Genomic DNA, 23,107 nt, shown 5'->3' on the forward strand with positions numbered 1-23,107 from the left:
GGTGTGACACCAGGAGAATAACGAACGTGAACCGCTCCCTCTACATTGCCGCGACCGGCATGAATGCGCAGCAGGCGCAGATGGACGTGATTTCGAACAACCTCGCGAACGTCAGCACGAACGGCTTCAAGGGCTCGCGCGCGGTGTTCGAAGACCTGATTTACCAGACGCTGCGTCAGCCGGGCGCGAACTCGACGCAAAACACCGAGATTCCGTCGGGCAGCCAGATCGGCACCGGCGTGCAGCAGGTCGCGACCGAGCGTCTGTACACGCAGGGCAACCTGACGCAGACCGGCAACTCGAAGGATGTCGCGATCAACGGCAACGGCTTCTTCCAGGTGCAGATGCCGGACGGCACGATCGCATACACGCGTGACGGTTCGTTCCAGACCGACCAGCAGGGCCGCCTCGTCACGTCGAGCGGCTTCCCGTTGCAGCCGGCCATCACGATTCCGCAGAACGCGACCAGCATGACGATCGGCCAGGACGGCACCGTGTCGATCACGCAGGGCAATTCGACCAACACGGTGAACATCGGCACGATTCAGCTCGCCACGTTTATCAACCCGGCCGGTCTCGATTCGATCGGCCAGAACCTTGCGCAGGAAACCCAGTCGTCCGGCGCGCCGAACGTCGGCCAGCCGAGCCTGAACGGCATCGGCTCGCTGCAGCAGGGTTTCGTCGAAACGTCGAACGTGAACGTCGTGCAGGAACTGGTGAACATGATCCAGACCCAGCGCGCGTATGAAATCAACAGCAAGGCCGTGACCACGTCCGATCAGATGCTGCAGACGCTCAGTCAGATGCAGGTTTGAACGTTCGTCGTCACTTCGAACAGATGGTTATCAGGTAGGCGGTTACGAAGATGTCGCAGCTCATCAGTCTCATGGTTCGCACCGGTGCCGCACGCGCGGCACTGCCGCTCGCACTCGCCGGCGCGTTGGCTGGCTGCGCGCTCGTGCCCAAAGAGCCGATCGTGCAGCAGCCGATGACCGCGGTGCCGCCGGTGCCGGCGCAACTGCAGGCGCCCGGGTCGATCTTCAACCCGGGCACGGCAGGCCACCCGCTGTTCGAAGACCAGCGTCCGCGCAACGTCGGCGACATTCTGACGATCGTCATTTCGGAAAACATCAACGCGACCAAGCAGTCCGGCGCGAACGCGAACCGCAACGGCACCACGGGCGTCTCGATCGCGAAGGCAAACTTCCTGTCGGGGCTGCTGAACAAGGCGAATCTCGACGCGTCAGGGCAGAACCAGTTTCAGGCGAGCGGTGGCGCGAACGCGTCGAACACGTTTAACGGCGTGATTACCGTGACCGTGACGAATGTGTTGCCGAATGGCAATCTCGTCGTGAGCGGCCAGAAGCAGATGCTGATCAATCAGGGCAACGAGTGGGTGCGCTTTTCCGGCGTCGTGAACCCGAATACGGTTGCTGGTGACAACTCGGTGTTTTCGACCGAAGTGGCTGATGCGAGGATCGAATATTCGGCGAAGGGCTATATCGACGAAGCCGAGCAGATGGGCTGGTTCCAGCGCTTCTTCATGAATATTTCACCGTGGTGATGACGATGAACGCTTCGACTCTTCGTCACGCTTCGATGAGCTCGCTGTTGCGCTTGTCCACACGCTGCCTGGCACGCGCCGCGCTGTTCTCCGTGTCGATGCTCGCGCTGCTCGCCGCATGGTCGCCGGCTGCGCATGCGGAGCGCCTGAAGGATCTCGTATCGATCCAGGGTGTGCGCGACAACCCGCTGATCGGTTATGGCCTCGTCGTCGGCCTTGACGGCACCGGCGACCAGACCACGCAGACCCCGTTCACGACGCAGACGCTCGCCAACATGCTCGCGAACCTCGGTATCGGTATTAACAACCAGCAGGCGGGTGCGACCAATGGCGGTGTGTCGCCGCTGACGAACATGCAGTTGAAGAACGTTGCCGCGGTCATGGTGACCGCAACGCTGCCGCCGTTCGCGCGGCCCGGCGAAGCGATCGACGTGACCGTGTCGTCGCTCGGCAACGCGAAAAGTCTGCGCGGCGGTACGCTGCTGATGACGCCGATGAAAGGCGCGGACGGCTCGGTCTATGCGCTCGCGCAAGGCAACCTCGCGGTCGGCGGCGCCGGCGCAAGCGCGAACGGTAGCCGCGTGCAGGTCAACCAGCTCGCGGCCGGCCGCATCGCGGACGGCGCGATCGTCGAGCGCGCGTTGCCGGTCAATGTCGCGCAGGCGGGCGGCATGATGGAAATGAACCTGAACGACATGGATTACGACAACGCGCAGAAGATCGTCGCAGCCGTCAACAATGCGTTCGGCCCGGGCACCGCGACCGCGCTCGACGGTCGCTCGATCCAGTTGCACGCGCCGGGCGACACTGCGTCGCAGGTGTCGTTCCTCGCGCAGTTGCAGAACCTCGAGATCAAACCGGCAAAGGCTGCGGCGAAGGTCATCCTGAACGCGCGCACCGGGTCGATTGTGATGAACCAGATGGTGACGCTCGACAGCTGCGCGGTCGCGCACGGCAATCTGTCGGTGGTCGTGAATACGCAAACGGTGGTCAGCCAGCCGAATGCGTTCTCGAACGGGCAGACGGTCGCCGCCCGCCAGTCGCAGATCCAGCTGAAGCAGGACAATGGGTCGCTCAAGTACGTGACGGCCGGCGCGAACCTCGCCGATGTCGTCAAGGCGCTGAACGCGCTCGGCGCCACGCCGGCCGATCTGATGTCGATCTTGCAGGCCATGAAGGCCGCCGGCGCGTTGCGCGCCGACCTGGAAATCATCTAAGCAGGAAGCACGACGATGAATGCGGACTCTCCCAAGCCGGCAGCAGATCTCGATAAGCGCTTCGCACTCGACGTGCAGGGCTTCGACGCGCTGCGCGCGCAGGCCAAGGCTTCGCCGCAATCCGCGCTGAAGGTAGCCGCGCGCCAGTTCGACGCGGTGTTCCTGCAGATGATGATGAAAAGCATGCGCGAGGCGACGCCGCACGATGGCCCGCTCGATTCGCGCGACGGTGCCCAGTTCATGTCGATGCTGGACGAACAGCTGTCGCAGCAGATGTCGTCGAAGGGAATCGGCGTCGCGGACATGATGATCAAGCAGCTTGCGCGTCAGGCGAACCTTTCGGATGACGGCAGCGGCAGTGGCAACGGATCGATGCTCGGCGGCGCTGGGATCGGCTCGCTGTCGACCCTCAATTCGCTTGCGCGTGCGTATTCGAACCCGGCCGCGAACGGCGCGCTGACGACCGGCCGCGGCTACTCGGCCAACAGCGCGCTGACGCCGCCGGTGCGGGGCAACGGGCAGTCCGAGAAGGTCGACACGTTCGTGAATAAACTCGCGGCGCCGGCTCAGGCGGCGAGCGCGGCAACCGGCATTCCGGCGCGCTTCATCATCGGCCAGGCCGCGCTCGAGTCCGGGTGGGGCAAACGCGAGATCAAGAAGCCGGACGGCTCGACGAGCCACAACGTGTTCGGCATCAAGGCGACCAGGGACTGGACCGGCGACACGGTGTCGACCGTCACGACCGAGTATGTGGACGGCCAGCCGCAGCGTCGCGTGGAGAAATTCCGTTCGTACGCGTCTTACCAGGAGGCGATGAACGACTACGCGAGCATGCTGAAGAACAACCCGCGCTATGCGTCCGTGTTGAACGCATCCCATGCAAAGAGCGCCGCGGGCTTCGCGAACGGTATGCAGCGCGCCGGCTACGCGACCGATCCGCACTACGCGCGCAAGCTGATGTCGATCATGCAGCAAATGAGCTGAGCGCCGCTTCCCGTCTACGCGCTTCGCATAACCTTCCCGGACACCGGCCGCTGCGCTGCGGCCGGCTCGCGCGCGCTCGCGCTAAAATTATTTGCGACCGCACTCTAAACTTCGCCGAATAATTGCCGCTATAGCGTAAAGATCGATTGCCGGAGGATCCCGGCAGACCGGTCATAGAATACGCGTGTCGCCGGCAGGGCCGGCGGTTCGCATCGCGAGACTACGACATCATGGAACCCAATCTGTCGACCGCCCAGCCGGAGGAAGCGATTGAGCCGACCGAGCATTTCGGCCGTCGCAATCCGCTGGAAATCGGCGTTCAGCTGCGCAATCTGTTCAACCGGGGCGACTTTCTGACCGTGCAGTACAAGGGCGGCCAGCTGGTCACGCGTATCCTCGACGTCGACGTACGCACGCAGACTTTCGTCTTCGACTGGGGCGCGTTGCCCGAGCAGAATCGCGGTCTGCTCGCTGCGCCGCATTGCCACTTTCTCGCGGCGCCGGAAGGCGTGCGTGTCGAGTTCGGCACCGGCACACCGCGCGAGACGTCATTCGAAGGCCGTCCGGCGTTCGAATCCGCGTTTCCCGAGGTGCTGTACTACATCCAGCGGCGCGAGTACTTCCGCGTCGAAACGCCGATCCTCAACCCGTACTACTGCTCGGGCAAGCTGCCCGACGGCGATACGTTCCGCTTCGAAATTCATGACCTGTCGCTAGGCGGCATCGGCCTGCGCACCGGCGACGAACGCGCGGCGACATTGCCGTTGAGCACGGTATTGTCCGATATCGAAGTGAATCTGAACGGCAGCGGCACGCTGTCGCTCGATCTGCAGATCGTGTCGCTGCGCGCGATGCCGTTGCCGCATGGCGGCGGGACGCGCTATCTGCTGGGCTTGCGATTCATGTCGCTGCCGGGCAGCGCGGAAAATACGCTGCAGCGTCTGATCACACAGCTTGAGATGAAACGCCGCTCGCTCGTGCGGGTATAAGCGCAAAGGCCGCGCGGCGACACGCCGCGCGGCCATGTCGCGCATTCCACGCGCAACAGCGATATAGCACCCGATTCCCTTTGTCCTCTCCGTTTTGACTTGCGCCGGTGCTATCGATAATGCACCGTCGGCAACTCTGTCGTGGCGCGCCGACCGCGGCCCGATGGCCCGCCCAAAGCGTGGCGGCATCCGGGTAATCGCTAAATTTTCGGCCGGCGCCGCCGATATACCGCTTGTTCACGCAACTGGCGGCTGTCCGTTGACCCGCCTTTCAGGAGCATGCATGTCGTCATCGAACCTTTTCGGCATTGGCTTGAGCGGGCTGAACTCCGCCCAGCTCGGCATGTCGACGACGGGTAACAACATCAGCAACGCTGCGACGCCCGGCTACAACGTCGAGCGCGCGCTGTTTGCTGAATCAAACGGGATGCGCACCGGTAACGGCTTTATCGGCGCCGGCGTCACGACGGTAACGATCCAGCGCCAGTTCGACTCGACGCTGACGAACGAGCTCTTCAGCACACAGTCGAAAAGCTCGTCGACTAGCGCGTATTCGCAATTGATCTCGACGTTGAACAATCTGATCGGCAGCCCGACCGCCGGTATCGGTGCCGGCTTCACCAGCTTCTTCAACAACATGGCGCAGCTCTCGGGAGCGGCGGGCGACGGTTCTACCCGCCAGACGGTGATCAACAGCGCCCAGCAACTCGCAAACCAGATCAACGGGATGGGGCAGCAGATCGATCAGATCCGCCAGGGCCTCAATACGACGCTGTCGAGCACGGTCACGCAGATCAACAACCTGACCAGGCAGATCGCGCAACTGAATGCGCAGATCGCCGGCTCGGGCACGGCCGGTCAGCAGCCGAACCAGCTGCTCGATGCGCGCGACCAGGCGGTGTCCCAGTTGACGCAACTGGTCGGCGTGAATGTGCAAACGGCGAGCGATGGCACCGATTCGATCACGCTGTCCAACGGCATGACGCTTGTCCAGGGCAACCAGAGCTATCAGCTCGGGACGACCCCGTCGCCGAGCAATCCGGCGGAACTGGCGCTCACCTATCAGGAACCCGACTCGGCCAATCCCGGCAAGTTTGTCACCACCGTGTTGCCCGATTCTTCGATCTCCGGCGGTTCGCTTGGCGGCACGCTCCAGTATCGCAGCCAGACACTCGATCCCGCCGCGCAGCAACTGGGCGCGCTTGCGACCAGCTTTGCCGCCCAGGTGAACGCGCAAAACGCACTCGGCATCGACCAGACCGGTAAGGCAGGCGGCCCGTTGTTCCAGATCGCGGCCCCGACCGTTATTCCAAACCTGAACAACACCGGCAACGCGTCGGTGGCGGCGACGCTCACCAATCCTGCTTCGCCGCCGCTCGGTGATCTCAAACTGACCTTCGACGGCACCAACTACACGTTGACGAACACGTCGACCGGCACGGTAGTCGGCACCGCACCGCCGCCGACGCCCGCAACGAACCCGATCGTGATCGGCGGTGTGTCGCTCACGGTCAACGGCACGGTGAATCCCGGCGATTCGTTTGTGATTCAGCCGACCGAAGGCGCGCTGGATAGCTTCGCGCTTACGACCGCCGACGGTTCCGCGATTGCCGCAGGGTCGCCGTCCATCGCGTCGAATGGCAACAAGAACACCGGCAGCGGCAACATCCAGACCGCGCCGGCGAGCCCCGGTTTCATCATCAATACGACCACCACGATCACCTACGACGCGGCAACGCAGACGTTGTCCGGCTTCCCGCCGGGTTCGACAGTGACGTTCGGAAATCCGCCGCAAACGGTCACGATTAACGCGGCGACGGACCCCGTGCCGTACAATCCGGCGAATGGCGGCACCTATACGATCAATAGCACCGCCACACCGCCTGCCTCGCCCAGCGGCATTTCGTTTTCGCTGTCCGGCACGCCGGCCACCGGCGACACGTTCACGATAGCCCCGAACACCGGCACGACAGACGGCAGCAACGCCAACTTCATCTCCAACGTCAAAACCAGCACCGTGTTCAACGGCACGACGCTGAACAACGGATACGCGGAATTCGTCAACAACGTCGGCAATGCGACGAGCAACCTGCAGGCGATGGCCACGACGCAGAGCGCGACGCTTGCGCAGATTACCGCGCAGCAGCAGTCGGTATCCGGCGTGAACCTCGACGAGGAGGCAACCATGCTCCTCCAGTACCAGCAGATGTACCAGGCGAACAGCAAGGTGATCCAGACGGCCCAATCGCTGTTCCAATCGATCCTGTCGGCAATTAGCTGAGGCATTGAACAATGCGCATCGCAACATCACAGATTTACGCCAATACGATCAATACCATGGACAACCAGCAGGCGCTGCTTGTGCAGTTGCAGCAGCAGGCGTCGACGCAAACGCGCGTGGCGACCGCGGGCGACGACCCGCTCGGCGCGGCGCAAGCGGTGCAGCTGTCGGCCACGGGTTCAGTCCTCGCGCAATTCTCGACGAACCAGAAGACAGCAACGAGCCTGCTGCAGACGGAGGATTCGACGATAACCAGCGTCGCGTCGACGTTGAATACTGTGCTGTCGAATTTGGGCAACCTGGGCGGGGGCGACTTCAACGACAGCAACCGGCAGTCGGCTGCGCAGGCCCTTCAGGGCCTGCGCGATCAGCTGATGTCGTTGGCGAACACCACCGACGGCCAGGGAAATTTCATCTTCTCCGGCTTTCAGGGCGGTACCGCGCCGTTTTCAAACGCGTCCAATGGCGGCGTGGTCTACAACGGCGACCTCGGCTCGCGCACGCTGCAAATTTCGGGTACGACGTCGGTCGCGACCGCGGACAACGGCGCGAGCGTGTTCCTGAGCGTTGTGCCCGGCGTTTCGCCGCCGGTCGCGGCCGGTGCGTCGACCAATACGGGCACGGCCGTGATCAACGCGGTAAATGTCACGACGCAAGGCGCTGCAAGCAACAACACGCCGTATTCGATCGTATTCAGTAACGATCCGACCACGGGCGCGCTCGTCTACCAGGTGAACGACGCGTCGACCACGCCGCCCACGCCGATCGGAACGACGCAGCCATTTAACGCGGGTCAGCCGATCGACCTCAATGGCGGCGAGAGCGTGTCGTTCATCTCGGGCACGCCGGCCGCGGGCGATTCATTCACGGTGACGCCGGCCGCTCAAGGCAATACCGATGTGTTCTCGGCGATCGACTCAGTGATTGCCGCGCTAAAAAACCCGGTGCAAAACAATCCGGCCGCGATGGCATCACTGGAAAACGTGATCAACACCGCGCATACGCAAATCAACAATACGATGACGAATGTGTTGACGGTGCAATCGTCGGTAGCCGGACGTGAGCAGCAAGTGACGGCGCTGGCGAAGGTCAACTCGACGCAGACGCTGCAGAACACGAGCAATCTGAGCGACATTGTCGATACCGACCCGGCGACGGTACTGAGCCAGCTTACGCAGATCCAGGCGATGTTGAACGCCACGGAAAAGACGTTCTCGGCGGTTTCGCAAAACTCGCTGTTCCAGTTCATCAATCCCTGAGAGCGTCGCGAGAAGCACGAAGATAGAAGAAAGGCGCGGTGCCGGCAGGCGCCGCGCTTTTTTGTCGGGCAGGCAAAAGCGTTCGTTTACGGCGTGGCACGCAACCCCAGTGCGACACGCCCCATCTCCTCGATGCCGCTTTCGATTAGCCGCGCAAAGAACGGAATCATATTCGGCAGCATCAGCTGGATCAGCAGCAGGCCGACCAGCATCGTCAGCGGAAAGCCAACCTGGAAGATACCGATCTGCGGCGCTGCGCGGTTCAGGATGCCAAGACACAGGTTCGCAATGAGCAGCGCGGCGACCACGGGCAGCGCCAGCAGCACGCCGGCCGCGAATAGTGTCGCGCCCCAGCCGGCGAGCGTGCGCCAGCCCGGCGCGCTTAGCAGGTTCGCATCGATCGGCACCGACTGGAAGGTCATCACAAGTGCGCTGATTACCTGCAGGTGACCGTCGAGCGCGACGAACGCGAGCATCGCGATCATGTTCAGCAACATCGATAGCACGTCGGTCGAGCCGTGCGATTGCGGGTCGATCTGCGTCGCGAAACCGAGCCCCATGCCCAGACCGATAATGCCGCCGGCCGTTTCGACCGCACCGAACACGATCTGCATCGTGAAGCCGAGCGCGAGGCCGATCAGCAACTGGTTGACGAGAATCCACATGCCGGCCGCCGAGAACACGGTGACCTGCGGCATCGCGCCGAGCGTCGGGGCGACGATCATCGCGATAAACCCCGAGAGCCCGATCTTCACGCGGATCGGCACCGACGTGTGGCCGAAGATCGGTGCGGACGCAACCAGCGCGAGAATGCGTATAAACGGCCAGAGGAACGCGGTGAGCCACGCGTTCAGTTGCGCATAGGTGACGGTGAACATGACGGACGGACCCGATCGCGACCGCCAGGCGCGTGCCCGGCGTGGCGCGTTTCCTTCAGTTCGCGACGTTCGGGATGTTCATCAGGATCTGACGCATGTAATCGATCATCGTCGTCAGCATCCACGGCCCTGCAATCACCAGCGTCAGCCCCACGGCCGCAAGCTTCGGAATGAAAGTCAGCGTGCTTTCGTTGATCTGCGTGGCGGCCTGAAAGAGGCTCACGACGAGACCGACGACCAGCGCGACGAGCAGCAGCGGCGCGGCGAGCAGCAGCGTCACGCGCATCGCGTCGTGCGAGAAGGTCATCACGGTTTCGGGTGTCATCGCGGTTCGGCTCCGGTGCCTGGGTTGAAAACGTCGGGATAGCGGACGGTTACGTGAAGCTCTGCGCGAGCGAGCCGATCAACAGCTGCCAGCCGTCGACGAGGACGAACAGCATCAGTTTGAACGGCAGTGAGATGGTGATCGGCGACACCATCATCATGCCCATCGACATCAGCACGCTTGCGACGACGAGGTCGATGATGATGAACGGAATAAAGACCGTGAAGCCAATCTGGAATGCCGTCTTCAGTTCGCTCGTCACGAACGCCGGCACCAGCAGCGACAGCGGCACATCTTCCGGTCCCTGCATCGGCGGCGTATGCGCGATCTTCGCGAACAGCGCGAGATCCGTCTCGCGGGTCTGGCGCAGCATGAACGTCTTGAACGGTGCGACGCCGCGCTGCAATGCGTCGTCCATCGGCAGCGTACCGGCCGCGAATGGCTTGTAGCCGTCGTTATAGGCTTTATCGAGCACCGGCGACATCACGAACAGCGTCAGAAACAGCGCGAGGCCGACCATCACCTGGTTGGGCGGCGAGGTGGTCGTGCCGAGCGCCTGGCGCAGCAGCGACAGCACGATGATGATGCGCGTGAAGCTGGTCATCATCAGCACCATCGCCGGCAGGAACGACAGCATCGTGAGCACGAGCATCGTCTGCACGCTCAGCGAATAGGTCGTGCTGCCGTTCGGGCCGGGGGTTGCGTTCAATGCCGGCAGGCCCGCGACCTGCGCGAACGACACGCAAGGCAGCGTCAGCATCAGCGCGGGCAACAGAAGCGTCGCGATGGTCCGTAGCCGGACTGTCGAAAGAAACCGAACCATTGAGGTCAATGCATGGGCCGCGCCATCGCGGCGCAAGGCGGAACGATTGGCTTGCATCTATCGGTCTCCGCCGGTGTGCCGTTGAAAACGTTTCGCGGCTTCGCTTTTGAGCGTATCGCGAAAGCGCTCGCCGAAGGTGCCGGTCAGGCCGCTGCCGGGCCGTGCCGGGTCATCCGTGGACGGATCACCTGAACTGCCCGGGCCGGCATGGGTCGTTCCCGCCGGCATGTCACACAGCAGCCGCACATTGCCGGGCGCCGCGCCGAGCACGAGCCAGCGGTCGCCGATCTCGACGACCGCGACGCGTTCCTTGCCGCCGAGCGACGTGCCGCCGATCGTTTTCACGATGCCGCCGCGTTGGCCGGCGTTAAGTCCCAGACGCCGCGCGAGCCACGCGCAGCCGAACACCAGCGCGATCACGACGGCAAGGCCGATGACGGTTTGCAGGATCGCGCCCACGCCGAGTGCCGGCACGGCGGACCCCGCGCCGACGCCCGACGCGATCTGCGCGGCATGGTTGACTGCGTTGATGTCCGCCGCGCGGGCGGTGCAAGGGAGGAACGCGGCGATGAACGCGGATGTGAACCCGGCAACAACCGCTGCCGTACCGGCACCGCGTTTCATGCGAACGGCGCGTTTTGCGGAGCGCCGTAAAACGTCGCGCGCGGACGTCGGATGCCCGGACGCGACCACTGCCGGTTTCATCGGTTCAGTTTCCGGATCCGCTCGGACGGCGTGATGATGTCGGTGAGGCGGATGCCGAACTTGTCGTTGACGACCACCACTTCACCCTGCGCGATCAGGCAGCCGTTGACGAGCACGTCCATCGGTTCGCCGGCGAGGCCGTCGAGTTCGACGACCGAGCCTTGCGCGAGCTGCAGCAGGTTGCGGATCGCGATCTTCGTGCGGCCGAGTTCGACGGTCATCTGGACGGGGATGTCCAGGATCATGTCGATATCGTTGCGCGTCGCGGTCGACGTGACCTTCGACAGCGGCTGGAACACGCCTGCCGATGCGGGCGCGGCCACATCGTTGCCGTTCTGCTCGGCCAGCGCGGACGCCCAATCGTCGAGCGCGGGTTCGGCTGCTTCACCGCCCGCCGCGGCGACTTCGGCGCCCGGCGCAATTTCCGGCAGCGGCATCGCCGGAACCGGGTTCGGGGTCGGGGTGGGGGTCCCGTTCAGGTCACTCATATCCGCCTTCCTTCATCGTATCCGCGGCGCTGATCATCTTCAGGACCCGCAGCGCGTATTGACCATTGAAAATTCCATAACCGCATTCCATCACCGGCACGCCGTCGACCTTCGCGGTGATGAATTCGGGAATGTTGATCGGCAGCACGTCGCCTGCCTTCATATTGAGGATCTTCTCGAACGTGATCGGGATCTGCGCGAGATCGGCGGTCACTTCGACCTCGGCGGCCTGCACCTGCTGCGACAGCACGCGCACCCAGCGGCGGTCCACTTCGAGCGCTTCGCCCTGAATCGGCGATGACAGCACATCGCGGATCGGCTCGATCATCGAGTACGGCATGCAGATGTGCAGCGTGCCGCCGGTCGGGCCGAACTCGATTGAAAATTGCGTGACAACGACCACTTCGTTCGGCGTCGCGACGTTCGCGAACTGTGTATGCATTTCCGAGCGCACGAACTCGAACTGCAGCGGGCGCACGCTTTTCCATGCGGTCGTGTAGTGCTCGAACACGAGGCTCAGCAGCTTGCTGATGATGCGCTGCTCGGTCTGCGTGAAGTCGCGCCCTTCGACGCGCGTGTGAAAACGCCCGTCGCCGCCGAACAGGTTGTCGACGACGAAGAACACGAGGTTCGGATCGAACACGAACAGCGACGTGCCGCGCAGCGGCTTCACGTGCACCAGATTCAGGTTGGTCGGGATCGGCAGGTTGCGCGTGAATTCGCTGTACTTCTGCACCTTGACCGGGCCGACCGAGATTTCGGCGGTGCGGCGCATGAAGTTGAAGATGCCGACGCGCATCAGCCGCGCAAAGCGCTCGTTGATGATTTCGAGGCCGGGCATCCGGCCCCGGACGATACGCTCCTGGGTCGCGATGTTGTACGGCCGCACGCCGGCCCGATCGGACTGCTCGGACTTGTCGTCGTGCTCGCCGGTGACGCCTTTCAGGAGGGCATCGACCTCCTCCTGGGACATGAACTCTTCGTGGCCCATCTAGATTCCTTGTGCGTCGATTCGCGATTGGGGAAGACGCGCTGTCGCGCGACGCAGCATCACTGCACGACGAACTCGGTGAACAGCACGTCGTCGACGTGGATCGGCATGCCGTTCGGCTCGGTCGGCTGTTCGATCAGCGAGGCGAGTTCTTTCGCGAGCGCGCGTTTGCCGTCGAGCGGCGCGAGATCTTCCGGATGCTTGTTCGACAGCGCGAGCAGCACGCGGCTGCGGATCTCCGGCATATGCGCGGTCAGGTGTTCCTGGGTTTGCTGGTCGTTGAGCTTCAGCGTGAGGCCGATGCGCAGATAGTGCGCTTCGCCGTCGTCCGATTGCAGGTTGACGGTCATCGGCTCGAGCGCGAAGAACACCGGGACGATCGGCGCGGGCATCGGCTTCTGCGCTTGCATGCCTTGCGCGGGCGCGGTCTCGTGGCGGCTCATATAGAACCAGGTGCCGCCGCCGGCGAGCGCGGCGGCGAGCAAAGCGATCAGCACGATCACGAGCGTGCGTTTGATAAGCCCTGGCGAGCGCGGCTGCGCGGCGACTTGCTGGTTTGCGGTCGTGGTGGCCATGTGTCGTGTCTGTGAATGCGGCGGGCTGTCCGAGGTCAGCGCGAAGTCAATTTGTTAGCGTGCATTGTTCGATAAATGCAAGCGGTGCGATGGGCCGAAAAGAGGGGGGATTCGCGGTTAGCTCTTGCATTTGGCGTATCGGGCGGCGCGGCGTTGCCGCGGCCCGCTGTCCGCTTTGCGTTGCACATGCATCGGACCTAACCTGTATTGATCGATCCCGATCGGCCAGGATTGCCGGCTGGCCGGAGGCCCCGGAGACAATAATGAAAAGCAAACGTTACGACGAAGTGCTGCGACGGGCACCGTACGGCCGGAGTGCCTGTTTCCGGGCAGCGCGTCGACATGTCGCGCGCGCAGCCGTGTGGTTGATGAAACTGTCCTGCATCCTGTATGCGGGCGCGGTGCAGGCCGATTGCACGTGGGCGAACGGCCAATCGACGCACAACTACTCGTTCAACATACCTGCCATTACGGTTCCGCGAGACGCGGCGGTCGGCACTGTGATCTATACGCCGCCATATCAAACGGCTATCCCGTCAAGCGGCGTCTATGCGAACTGCAGCGGCAATACGCCAGTCGTGCGCAAGGTTACCGGCGGGGCTCAGACCTCGGCCAATCCGTACACATTCGCGACTAATGTGCCGGGCATCGGCATGCGCTTTTTCGACACGGATGGGCAAAACTTCTTTCGATACTACGGCGCGGGCGCAATGGAATACGGTAACGGCGGCTGGGGATTCAACGGGATGAAATTCGGCGTGCAAGTGGTTGTCACGGGTCAGACCGCTGGCGGGACGATCGACGGGACGCTATTCGCGACCATGAGCCTCGGTTCATTGACGATAGCGAACCTCAGAACGACGACCGCGGCGGTTACCGCATCGGCGTGCAACGCAACGGCGACGAGCACCGTCACGTTACCGGATATCGGCAGTGCGGCATTGCCAACGGTCGGCTCGACAGCCGGCTCCACGCCCGTCGTCATTACGTTGACGGGTTGCCCGCAGGGAATGACGCAGATCCAGTATCAACTCGACCCGCCTGACGGCGCGATCAATGCCGCGATGGGCACGTTCGCGGTCAGCCATGATTCGACCGCGCAGGGCATCGGACTATCCGTAACGGATTCGACGCAAGCTCCGGTTAGCCTGGGCGCGCCCCACGTGGTGAGCGCGTATAGCCCCCAGACCGGCGGGACTTATCCGATCAACCTCGCGATCCGTTATTACCGGACCGGTACGGTCACGCCCGGCACCGTCAATGGGTCGCTTATCTATACGATGTTCTATCAGTGACCGTGCCGATCGGCGCTATGCGTCACCCGGCTACGCGAACGTATCGACCAGCCCGACCGTGCGGCGCGTCGGCACGGCAGTCGTGACGGTCGTCGCCGATGCGTCGCTCGCCATATCGCCATAGCCGCCACGGCCGCTGCCACCGCTCCTGCTGCCGTCCTGCGCCTGCTGCCCGCTCTGCCGTGCAAAGCCGTCGCTGACGCTGGTGCTGCCGAGGCTAATGCCGTTCTGCTCCATCGCCTCCCGCAACTTCGGCAGCGCCGCTTCCACCGCGTCGCGCACCTGCTGGTGCTGCGACATGAAGAGCGCGTGCGCATGGTTGTCCGCCACTTGCAGCACGACTTGCAGCGGCCCGAGATTGGCCGGGTTCAACGTCAGCTCCGCGCTTTGCTGCCGCACGTTCGACAGGAACACGACCTTCTGGCTGAGCGCTTCGTCCCAGTCCGTCGTGCCGACTTGCGGCGCGAGCGCATCGGCCGCGGAGCCCGGTCTCGCCGATTGCGATGCGCCGCCGGTTGCGCTGGTGCCGGTTGCGGCCCCTGCCGCGCCTGCTTGCGTTGCGGCAAGCGCCGCGTTCAGCGCGTCGCCACTGCCCGTCGCCGTGGGCAGGCTGCTCGCAGCCGCCGTCGCATCCGCGTTCGCCGCCGCGGCTGCCGCAGCCGCGCTGGCGCTCGTCGCGCTGGCCTGGGCTGCTGCCTGATTCGTCTGCGTCGCTGCAGTCGTGGCAGCGGACGCGTTGTCCATCGGCGCCATGTTCTTCGCGCCGTTGTCCGCAGCCCCCTTGCTGTCGCCAAGCATCGGCCCAAGCCCGAAACCCTTGTTCTGCGACGTGCCGTGGCCGTCGCTGCTCAGATCGGTGTTCGCCCTGTCGCTAGCGGCGGCGTTGGATACGCCTGCCGCGAGGTTTTGCATCGGCAGCGCGGCCAGATCCTGGCGCCCGTTGAGCGCGGCCAGGACCGAATCGAACTTCTGATGCATCGATTTCCCGTCACCGCCGACACCTTTGTGACCGCCGACGCCGTCGCCGGCTTTTACGCCGCCCGCGAGCGTCGTGGCCGCATCGTCCGCGGCCGCATCGCTGGCCGTGGTGCTGGCGTTCCTGGTCGCGTCGGCTGCTGTGTTGGCGCGTGCCTGCGCCTGTGCGGCCGCTTCAGCGGCGGCGGCCGCCGCTGAAGCCGATGCGTCCGCGCTGTTCGACGCCTGTGCGTCGTGCGACTTCGAATCCGTGTCGCCGGTCTTGTCGCTGTCCGTTTTGCCGGCCTGCTGCGTGCTGTCGTCCGTCGACGACGACGTGGACGACGGCTTGGTCGAAGCAGCGTCTTGCGCCGAGCCCGGCTGGGCCGGCTGTGACGCTGCCTGTGTGCTGTCACCGGGGTGCACGGTGCCGCCATTGTTCGACGCGCTCGCACTGTCGGTGCCGTTGTTCTGCTGCGGCTGTGAACCGGATGCACCGGTCGTCGCCGACGGCTGTTGCGCGGCTGGCGCCGGCGCGGGCGTGGCCGCCGTATTCGCCGCTTTGTTCTGTGCGCTGATGGTTTGCTGCAGCGTCTGCGCGAACAGCGCGGCGCTATTGGCGCCGGACGCATTGCTCACCGCCGTGCCTTGCGAGCTCAGCAGCGAATCGATCATCGAAATTCTCGACATGATGTTTCCCGTCGGTCAAAGCCGTTACTCAACCCTGTTCCAGAAAACCCGGCCGCATGACAAGCGTCACGCGTTGCCGGTACGCATTCTCAAAATCCGTGCGCCGAACTCGTCGGCGTCCCGCTGTTCGCGGCGCGCGGTTTTACGAGCTTCGACAGCCTCGCCGCGCGCCTGCAGCACTTCGTACGAACCGAGCTTCTGTTTCTGCTTTTGCCACTCCGGCTTCGCAGCCTCGACGCGGGCGGTCGCATTCGCGAGCTGTCTGCGCTGCTGCTCGATCGCCGCATCGAGCGTATCGATAAACGCCTGGAAGTTGCGCATGTTGCCGGCCGCCATGCCGAGCTGCGCGGACGTCGTGAAGCGCGTGTAGTACTCGTTGCGGTACTGGATCAGCGCGTTGAGCTGCGCTTCGACGTCGTTGCGTTCGCGCTGGGCGCGGCCAAGGCGCTGCGCGGCGGCATCGAGTTCGTCTTGCGCAAGCTCGATCAGCATCTGCAGCGGCGAGGAATCCGGCATCGTCAGCCTCCTTCGGTGAACAGCGAGCCGAGTGCGTTCAGGCTCGCGTCAAACGGCGCACATTCGCGGAACCCCTGCTGCAGGAACGCTTCGATGCGCGGATAAAGGGCGATCGCCCGGTCGAGCAGCGCATCGCGCCCGCTCGTGTAGGCGCCCACGTTGATCAGGTCGCGGTTGCGCTGATAGCGCGACAGCATCTGCTTGAACACGCGGGTTTTTTCGAGGTGCTTGTCGTCGATCAGCGCGGTCATCGCGCGACTGATCGATGCTTCGATGTCGATCGCCGGGTAGTGCCCTGCTTCGGCGAGCGCGCGCGACAGTACGATATGGCCGTCGAGAATCGCGCGCGCCGAATCGGCGATCGGGTCCTGCTGGTCGTCGCCTTCGGTGAGCACCGTGTAGAACGCGGTGATCGAACCGCCGCCTTCCGGGCCGTTGCCGGTGCGCTCGACCAGCGCGGGCAGCTTCGCGAACACCGATGGCGGGTAGCCCTTGGTGGCCGGCGGCTCGCCGACGGCGAGCGCGATTTCGCGCTGCGCCATCGCATAGCGGGTCAGCGAATCCATCAGCAGCAGCACGTGCTTGCCCTGATCGCGGAAATATTCGGCGAGCGAGGTCGTGTACGCGGCAGCCTGCATCCGCAATAGCGGCGACACGTCGGCCGGCGCCGCGACGACCACCGAGCGCGCGAGGCCGTCCTTGCCGAGAATCTGCTCGATAAATTCCTTCACTTCGCGGCCGCGTTCGCCGATCAGGCCGATCACGATCACTTCGGCGCTGGTGTAGCGCGCCATCGTGCCGAGCAGCACCGACTTGCCGACGCCCGAGCCCGCGAACAGGCCCATCCGCTGGCCGCGTCCGACGGTTAGCAGCGCATTGATCGCGCGCACGCCGACGTCGAGCACTTTATGGATCGGCTCGCGGTGCAACGGATTGATGGTCGGCGCGGTCAGCGGCGCATCGTCGACGGCCGCGAGCGGGCCGAGATCGTCGAGCGGCTTGCCGGACGCGTCGAGCACGCGTCCTAGCAGTCCCCAGCCGACCGGCAGGCGCTTGGCGCCCGTCATCGGGTCTTCGACCGGCGCGCTTTCGAGCGCAAATACGCGAGCGCCGGGCAGCAGTCCGTGCACTTCGGTAGTCGGCATCAGAAACAGACGGTCGCCGGCAAAGCCGACCACTTCCGCTTCGGCCATCGTGAGCGTGCTGCCGGGCGGCAGTTCGATCATCACTTCGGAGCCGACCGACAGCCGCAGGCCGACCGCTTCAAGCACGAGACCGGCGGCGCGGGTCAGCCTGCCGCACGGACGCAATGGCTTCGCGATCGCATTGCGTGCGCGCAGCCCGTCAAGCCGGGCGCGCCATGCCTGCAAATGCGGATTGTCCGCCGTGACGGCGGCTTGCGCGTGCGGCGGGTTCGACCCGAACGACGCGAGCGCGAGTTCGCGCTCGAGCGGCGTGAGGTCGCTCGCGGCGATTTCGTCGAGGGTCGGTGGGCTTACCATGTGCTGACCTTGCCGAGCGCGGCGGCCACGCGCTCCCAGCGCGTGCCGAGCGTCGCGTCCACTTCGCCGGTCGCGGCCTGCGCGCGGCAGCCGCCGCGTTCGATGGCCGGATCGGTGCGCACGTTCCAGCCGCGCGCGCGCAATTCTTCCATCAGATACGCTTCGACGATCGGCAGATCCGCCGGGCTCACGATCAGATGCGGCGCGCCGGACAGCGCCGGCTCGGCGGCGATCACTTCACGCGCCGCCGCGACCAGCGCGGTCGGATCGTGCTGCACGTGCTGGCGCACGACCTGTTGCGCGATATCCAGTGCAAGTGCGACCAGCGTTTCAGAGACTTCGCTTTGCGCGGCGCCCAGCGCGCCTTTGAACGCATCGGCGATCGCGATCACGCGCTCCGCTTCCTTGCGCGCTTCGGCGCGTCCCTGCTCGACACCTTTCTTGTGTCCCTGCTCGTAGCCCGCCTGATAGCCGAGCGCCTGTCCGGCCACATGGCCGGATGCGACGCCTTCCGCGTGCGCGGCATCGCGCAGCTGTTGCAGCTCGGCTTCGATGTCGCGTTCATCGACTTCGGGTTCGGGTTCCGGCACCGGGTCGAACGATGCCATCTCCCAGCGCTGATACGCCGACAAGGTGTCGCTGCGCACGGGCTCACGGTTAGACATATGCGTCTTCCGCCTTGCCGCCGATCACGATCTGGCCGCTCTCGGCCAGGTTGCGCACGATCTGCAGGATGCGCCGCTGCTGCGTCTCGACTTCGGACACGCGCACCGGACCGCGCGCGTCGAGGTCTTCGGCAAGCAGTTCGGCTGCGCGCTGCGACATGTTCGACAGGAATTTCTGGCGAAGCGCCGGCTGCGCGCCTTTCAGCGAGATGATCAGCGCTTCCGATTCGACTTCCTTCAGCAGCAGCTGGATCGCGCGGTCCTCGAGGTCGAGCAGGTTCTCGAACACGAACATCTGGTCGATGATCTTCTGCGCGAGCTCCGCGTCGTACTGGCGCACGTTTTCGAGCACCGACTCTTCGTGGTTGCTCGGCATGAAGTTGAGGATTTCCGCCGCGGTGCGGATGCCGCCCATCGGGCTGCGTTTCAGGTTGTCGCTGCCCGACAGCAGGCCAGTCAGCACATCGTCGAGTTCGCGCAGCGCGGCCGGCTGGATGCCGTCGAGCGTCGCGATTCGCAGCAGCACGTCGTTACGCAGGCGTTCCGTGAAACACGCGGAGATTTCCGATGCCTGGTCGCGGTCGAGGTGCACGAGAATCGTCGCGATGATCTGCGGGTGTTCGTTCTTGATCAGTTCGGCAACCGCCGCCGAATCCATCCATTTCAGGCCTTCGATGCCGCTCGTGTCGCTGCCTTGCAGAATGCGGTCGATAATCGCACCGGCCTTGTCTTCACCGAGCGCCTTGGTCAGCACCGAGCGGATGTAGTCACTCGAATCGAGCGACAGCGCGGTGTGCTGTTCGGCTTCGCGCGCGAATTCCTGCAGCACTTCGTCGACCTGCTCGCGCGTCACGTTGCGCAGCGCGGCCATCGCGACGCCGATCTTTTGCACCTCGCGCGGACCGAGGAACTTGAATACCTGCGCCGCCTCTTCCTCGCCGATCGACATCAGCAGCAGCGCGCTTTTGGTTATGCCTTCAGCGTTCATCGGACACCCAGTTCTTGACGACGGTTGCGACGATCTTCGGATCCTGGCGCGCGATCTGGCGCGCGTACTCAAGGTTCTTCTCGAAGCGATGCTTCTCGTTTTCGAACGCGAGCAGCGCGGCGTCCGAGCCTCCTTCTTCGCCCTTGTCGGTGATTGCGATACCGTCGAGCAGCACCGGTTCGTCGGCCGACGGCAGCGCGGCGGTCGCCGTCGCCTCGACCGGCGGCGGGAACGCGCGGCGCAGCGCCGGCTTCACCATCACGAAGTACAGGAACAGTGCGACCGCGGCGATGCCGAGATACGTCGCGATCTGCCTGGCCAGCGCGATCATGTCCGGCTGGCGCCACCACGGCAGGTTCGCGTTCGGGTCGACCGGTAGCGTGAACGGGCTGTTCACAACGTTCACCGAGTCGCCGCGCTTCGCGTCGAAGCCCATCGCGTCCTTCACCAGCTGTTCGACCTGCGCGAGCTTATCGGCCGGTAGCGCCTGCATCGTCGTGTGGCCCTTCGCGTCGACGTGCGGCGTGTAGTTGACCACCACCGCGACCGACAGCCGGCGGATGCCACCGCCGCCTTGCTGCAGGTGGCGCACGGTCTTGTCGAGCTCGTAGTTGGTGGTCGAATCCTTGTGATCGCTGATCGGCGTCGCCGGCGCCGCGCCGCTCGCGCCGTTCGGCGCGTCGATCGGCGCTTGCGTGGTCTGCGGCGGCTGGTTCGTCAGCGCGCCCGGCACGCCCGATGCGCCGGCCTGCTGCGTCTGCACGTCGCTGCTCGACTGCTGGCTGCGGATCGCCGCTTGCCCCGGATTGCCGCCGTTCGGCTGATAGGTCTCGGCGGTCTGCTCGGTCTTCGAGAAGTCGATATCCGCGCTGACCTGCGAGTGCGCGTTGCCGGCGCCGAACAGCGGCGCGAGGATCGCGTCGATGCGCTGCTGCGTATCGCGCTCGACCTGCTTCACGTATTTGAGCTGCGTCGCGTCGAGGCCGGTGCCGGCGCTCGGCTGCGTGAGCAGGTTGCCGTCCTGGTCGACGATCGTCACGTTGCGCGGCGACAGTTGCGGCACCGCCGACGCGACCATATGCGTGATCGCGTTCACCTGGCCTTCATCGAGGATGCGGCCCGGGTACAGGTTCACCATTACCGACGCGGATGGCGGCTCCGCATCGCGCACGAACACCGACTGCTTCGGAATCGCCAGATGCACGCGCGCGGACTGCACGGTCGAAATCGACTGGATCGTGCGTTCGAGCTCGCCTTCGAGCGCGCGCTGGTAGTTCACCTGTTCGGCGAACTGGCTGATGCCGAATTTCTGGTTGTCGAGCAATTCGAAGCCGACCGAGCCGCTTTTCGGCAGGCCTTGTTGCGCGAGCCGCATGCGCATCTCATGCACCTGGTCGGCCGGCACCATGATCGCGCCGCCGCCGTCGGACAGCTTGTACGGAATGTTCGCCTGCTGCAGCGCGGCGACGATGGCACCGCCGTCGCGGTCGGTGAGGTTGCTGTACAGCACCTTGTAGTCGGGCGCGCGCGACCACATCACGAGTCCGACGACGATCGCGATCAGCAGTGCGACGGCGACAATCAACGGCGCGCGCGGGTTGCCGCGCATTTGCGAAATCGACGACGGAAACGACGACAGCCGTTGCGCGAAATTGCCGCCGCCCAAGCCGAGGTCGGCCGCGCCGGCGGCCTGACCGGCAGCGGCGCCCGCGGCGCCCGCGGCGGCGGGCTGCGCATTGGCGAGGCCCATGCTGCGGCTTTCGGGGTTGATCAAAGAATTGGCTGACGAATCCATGCGTCGGGGTTCTCCGGGGATGCCAGGGCTCGGTCCGCGGGGGCCGCGGCAAATGCAGCGGGCGCGCGGACAGAGACTTTCACGATGGGCATTTTCCACGGCCCGATGCAACGCGATTGGCCGAATAGAGCAGGGTTTTCCCCCCAGTTTCGCGGCTGTCGGCGGTACGCCCGCGTTTATGCTTCCCGTCAATCCGGCATGGCGCCCGAGGTCGGTTCGCGCAGCGCCGGTTCTTCTTCCGTGGAGCAATCATGACCGTCGTGAACCCGCTCACTTCCGCGCTGCAGCAGATCCAGTCGATGGCGTCGGAAGCGGCCGGCAGCCCGTCCACGCCCGGCGCGCAAGCCGGCGCCACGTATGCCGGCAGCTTCGGCGCCGCGCTGAAGGCGTCGCTCGACAAGGTCAGCAATGACCAGATGGCCGCCGACAACGAGGCGAAGGCGTTCGAAGTCGGTGCGCCGAACGTGTCGTTGAACGACGTGATGATCGACGGCCAGAAGGCCGGCATCGGCTTCCAGTTCGCGCTGCAGGTGCGCAACAAGCTGGTGACCGCGTACAACGACATCATGCAGATGCAGGTGTAACTGCAGGATGTAGCCCGCGCGAAGCCCGCCCGGCATTCCCTCTTTCGGCACCCTAAAGCTTTGTCCTGACCGTCCGATAACACGGACACAGTCACCGCAGCGCGCTACGGCGCAGCAGTGGGACTGGTTTTGTCTGGACCAACCGCAGCGCGCATCACACAGGAGGAGCGCCGATGTTTTCCCCAGGGCACGCCGGAGCCAACGCTTACGCACGCGTGGGCAACGAGACAGGGGTGATGGGCGCGAGTCCGTATCGCCTGACCGCGATGCTGTATCAGGGTGCGCGCAAGGCCATCGCCCAGGCACGCTTTCACCTGCAGCAGGGCGAAGTCGGCCGGCGCGGCGAAACCATCGGCAAGGCGATCTCGATTATCGAGAGCGGCCTGCAGGCATCGCTGGACCGCAAGGCCGGCGGTGAAATCGCCGAGCGGCTCAATGCGCTGTATAGCTACATGGCCAGACGGCTGCTGGAAGCGAATATCAAAAGCAACGAAGCGATGCTGATCGAAGTCGACGGTCTGCTCGCAACGCTCGAGGAAGCATGGACGGGTATTGGGCCGGAGGTGGCGCGGATGGCGGCACAGGGATCCGCGGAAGCGGTCAGATGACTGCGAATGACGAGTACTTCGCCCGCTATGAGGCGATCGCGGCAATATCGTGCCGGATGTTGACGGCCGCTCGCGATGCGCTATGGGGCGAACTGGCGCACATGCAGAACGAATATCGCAATCTGGTCGACAGTCTGAAAGAAGCCGAAGTGGGCGTGCACCTCGACGATGGCGAGCGTGGCCGCAAGTACGAATTAATTCGCGAAATTCTTGCCAATGACGCCGCGATTCGCGAACTCGCGAACCCGCGTCTCGCGAAGCTGTCCGCGCTGTTCGCGGGCCGCACGGCGAAGGTGTTGAAAGAGATCTACGGGGCGCGGTGAGACAGGCCAGCCGTCGGCGCACGTACGCCGACGGCGGTTTGCCTGCGGGCGCCGATGGCGCTATTACGCTCGCTGACCGGTTCCGGACTCTTGTTTCCAGTTTCTTTT

Annotated in this window: 24 protein-coding genes; 11 read left to right on the forward strand and 13 right to left on the reverse strand. The window is 64.4% G+C overall.

Annotation, left to right across the window (positions count from 1 at the left end; genetic code table 11):
• Window positions 1-26: 26 nt before the first annotated feature.
• From flgG to flgL, 7 genes are all read left to right on the forward strand, one after another.
• Window positions 27-815: a flagellar basal-body rod protein FlgG gene (gene flgG, locus BX592_RS10305; protein WP_134191662.1), complete on the forward strand. Its 789-nt coding sequence runs from the start codon at window positions 27-29 to the stop codon at window positions 813-815.
• A gap of 71 nt (window positions 816-886) precedes the next feature.
• Window positions 887-1,564 (forward strand): flagellar basal body L-ring protein FlgH, encoded by a 678-nt coding sequence (gene flgH, locus BX592_RS10310; protein ID WP_134191776.1) that lies wholly within the window; start codon window positions 887-889, stop codon window positions 1,562-1,564.
• A 5-nt stretch (window positions 1,565-1,569) separates the two neighbouring features.
• Window positions 1,570-2,781, forward strand: a complete 1,212-nt coding sequence (locus BX592_RS10315; protein WP_279589179.1) for a flagellar basal body P-ring protein FlgI — start codon at window positions 1,570-1,572, stop codon at window positions 2,779-2,781.
• Between the two features lie 15 nt (window positions 2,782-2,796).
• On the forward strand, window positions 2,797-3,765 hold the full coding sequence (flgJ, locus tag BX592_RS10320) for a flagellar assembly peptidoglycan hydrolase FlgJ (RefSeq protein ID WP_134191663.1): 969 nt from the start codon (window positions 2,797-2,799) through the stop codon (window positions 3,763-3,765).
• Window positions 3,766-3,995: 230 nt separating this feature from the next.
• Window positions 3,996-4,754 (forward strand): flagellar brake protein, encoded by a 759-nt coding sequence (locus tag BX592_RS10325; protein ID WP_134191664.1) that lies wholly within the window; start codon window positions 3,996-3,998, stop codon window positions 4,752-4,754.
• Window positions 4,755-5,037: 283 nt separating this feature from the next.
• A complete protein-coding gene (gene flgK, locus BX592_RS10330) occupies window positions 5,038-7,035 on the forward strand; it encodes a flagellar hook-associated protein FlgK (RefSeq protein WP_134191665.1) in 1,998 nt (665 codons plus the stop codon).
• A gap of 11 nt (window positions 7,036-7,046) precedes the next feature.
• Window positions 7,047-8,294: a flagellar hook-associated protein FlgL gene (flgL, locus tag BX592_RS10335; RefSeq protein WP_134191666.1), complete on the forward strand. Its 1,248-nt coding sequence runs from the start codon at window positions 7,047-7,049 to the stop codon at window positions 8,292-8,294.
• 86 nt (window positions 8,295-8,380) lie between these two features.
• Here flgL and fliR read toward each other — a convergent pair whose 3' ends face one another.
• The 7 genes from fliR to fliL all read right to left on the reverse strand — a co-directional run bounded on the left by fliR (window position 8,381) and on the right by fliL (window position 13,079).
• Window positions 8,381-9,172: a flagellar biosynthetic protein FliR gene (gene fliR / locus BX592_RS10340; RefSeq protein ID WP_134191667.1), complete on the reverse strand. Its 792-nt coding sequence runs from the start codon at window positions 9,170-9,172 to the stop codon at window positions 8,381-8,383.
• 55 nt (window positions 9,173-9,227) lie between these two features.
• Window positions 9,228-9,497, reverse strand: coding sequence for a flagellar biosynthesis protein FliQ (gene fliQ, locus BX592_RS10345; protein WP_134191668.1), 270 nt, complete (start codon window positions 9,495-9,497; stop codon window positions 9,228-9,230).
• A 49-nt stretch (window positions 9,498-9,546) separates the two neighbouring features.
• Entirely contained in the window at window positions 9,547-10,320 is a 774-nt protein-coding gene (fliP, locus tag BX592_RS10350) for a flagellar type III secretion system pore protein FliP (protein WP_134191778.1), read from the reverse strand.
• 57 nt (window positions 10,321-10,377) lie between these two features.
• Window positions 10,378-10,944 carry a flagellar biosynthetic protein FliO gene (gene fliO, locus BX592_RS10355; RefSeq protein WP_134191669.1) on the reverse strand — a complete coding sequence of 189 codons (567 nt, stop codon included), beginning with the start codon at window positions 10,942-10,944 and terminating at the stop codon, window positions 10,378-10,380.
• A 77-nt stretch (window positions 10,945-11,021) separates the two neighbouring features.
• A complete protein-coding gene (gene fliN, locus BX592_RS10360) occupies window positions 11,022-11,513 on the reverse strand; it encodes a flagellar motor switch protein FliN (protein ID WP_377681656.1) in 492 nt (163 codons plus the stop codon).
• Window positions 11,506-12,504, reverse strand: a complete 999-nt coding sequence (fliM, locus tag BX592_RS10365; RefSeq protein WP_134191670.1) for a flagellar motor switch protein FliM — start codon at window positions 12,502-12,504, stop codon at window positions 11,506-11,508. Before fliM ends, fliN begins: the two co-directional genes overlap by 8 nt.
• A 59-nt stretch (window positions 12,505-12,563) precedes the next feature.
• A complete protein-coding gene (gene fliL, locus BX592_RS10370; RefSeq protein WP_134191671.1) occupies window positions 12,564-13,079 on the reverse strand; it encodes a flagellar basal body-associated protein FliL in 516 nt (171 codons plus the stop codon).
• A gap of 368 nt (window positions 13,080-13,447) precedes the next feature.
• Between fliL and BX592_RS10375 the strand changes: the two genes are divergently transcribed.
• Complete coding sequence (locus tag BX592_RS10375) at window positions 13,448-14,374, forward strand: fimbrial protein (protein ID WP_166676330.1); 927 nt, start codon at window positions 13,448-13,450, stop codon at window positions 14,372-14,374.
• Window positions 14,375-14,404: 30 nt separating this feature from the next.
• Here BX592_RS10375 and BX592_RS10380 read toward each other — a convergent pair whose 3' ends face one another.
• The 6 genes from BX592_RS10380 to fliF all read right to left on the reverse strand — a co-directional run bounded on the left by BX592_RS10380 (window position 14,405) and on the right by fliF (window position 21,484).
• Window positions 14,405-16,018, reverse strand: coding sequence for a flagellar hook-length control protein FliK (locus tag BX592_RS10380; protein WP_134191673.1), 1,614 nt, complete (start codon window positions 16,016-16,018; stop codon window positions 14,405-14,407).
• Window positions 16,019-16,084: 66 nt separating this feature from the next.
• Window positions 16,085-16,534 carry a flagellar export protein FliJ gene (gene fliJ, locus BX592_RS10385; protein ID WP_134191674.1) on the reverse strand — a complete coding sequence of 150 codons (450 nt, stop codon included), beginning with the start codon at window positions 16,532-16,534 and terminating at the stop codon, window positions 16,085-16,087.
• A 2-nt stretch (window positions 16,535-16,536) separates the two neighbouring features.
• Window positions 16,537-18,036, reverse strand: a complete 1,500-nt coding sequence (gene fliI, locus BX592_RS10390; protein ID WP_134191675.1) for a flagellar protein export ATPase FliI — start codon at window positions 18,034-18,036, stop codon at window positions 16,537-16,539.
• Entirely contained in the window at window positions 18,030-18,701 is a 672-nt protein-coding gene (gene fliH / locus BX592_RS10395; RefSeq protein WP_134191676.1) for a flagellar assembly protein FliH, read from the reverse strand. The genes fliI and fliH overlap by 7 nt, the downstream gene beginning before the upstream one ends.
• A complete protein-coding gene (gene fliG, locus BX592_RS10400; RefSeq protein WP_134191677.1) occupies window positions 18,694-19,689 on the reverse strand; it encodes a flagellar motor switch protein FliG in 996 nt (331 codons plus the stop codon). The genes fliH and fliG overlap by 8 nt, the downstream gene beginning before the upstream one ends.
• On the reverse strand, window positions 19,679-21,484 hold the full coding sequence (fliF, locus tag BX592_RS10405; protein WP_134191678.1) for a flagellar basal-body MS-ring/collar protein FliF: 1,806 nt from the start codon (window positions 21,482-21,484) through the stop codon (window positions 19,679-19,681). The genes fliG and fliF overlap by 11 nt, the downstream gene beginning before the upstream one ends.
• 251 nt (window positions 21,485-21,735) lie before the next feature.
• Here fliF and fliE point away from each other — a divergent pair, with 251 nt between their 5' ends.
• From fliE to BX592_RS10420, 3 genes are all read left to right on the forward strand, one after another.
• Window positions 21,736-22,068: a flagellar hook-basal body complex protein FliE gene (gene fliE / locus BX592_RS10410; protein ID WP_134191679.1), complete on the forward strand. Its 333-nt coding sequence runs from the start codon at window positions 21,736-21,738 to the stop codon at window positions 22,066-22,068.
• Window positions 22,069-22,241: 173 nt separating this feature from the next.
• Complete coding sequence (fliS, locus tag BX592_RS10415) at window positions 22,242-22,676, forward strand: flagellar export chaperone FliS (protein WP_134191680.1); 435 nt, start codon at window positions 22,242-22,244, stop codon at window positions 22,674-22,676.
• Window positions 22,673-22,999, forward strand: coding sequence for a flagellar protein FliT (locus BX592_RS10420; RefSeq protein WP_134191681.1), 327 nt, complete (start codon window positions 22,673-22,675; stop codon window positions 22,997-22,999). The genes fliS and BX592_RS10420 overlap by 4 nt, the downstream gene beginning before the upstream one ends.
• The last annotated feature ends 108 nt before the right edge of the window (window positions 23,000-23,107 follow it).

The sequence above is a fragment of the Paraburkholderia rhizosphaerae genome (genome assembly GCF_004366595.1).
Classification (GTDB): Bacteria; Pseudomonadota; Gammaproteobacteria; order Burkholderiales; family Burkholderiaceae; genus Paraburkholderia; species Paraburkholderia rhizosphaerae.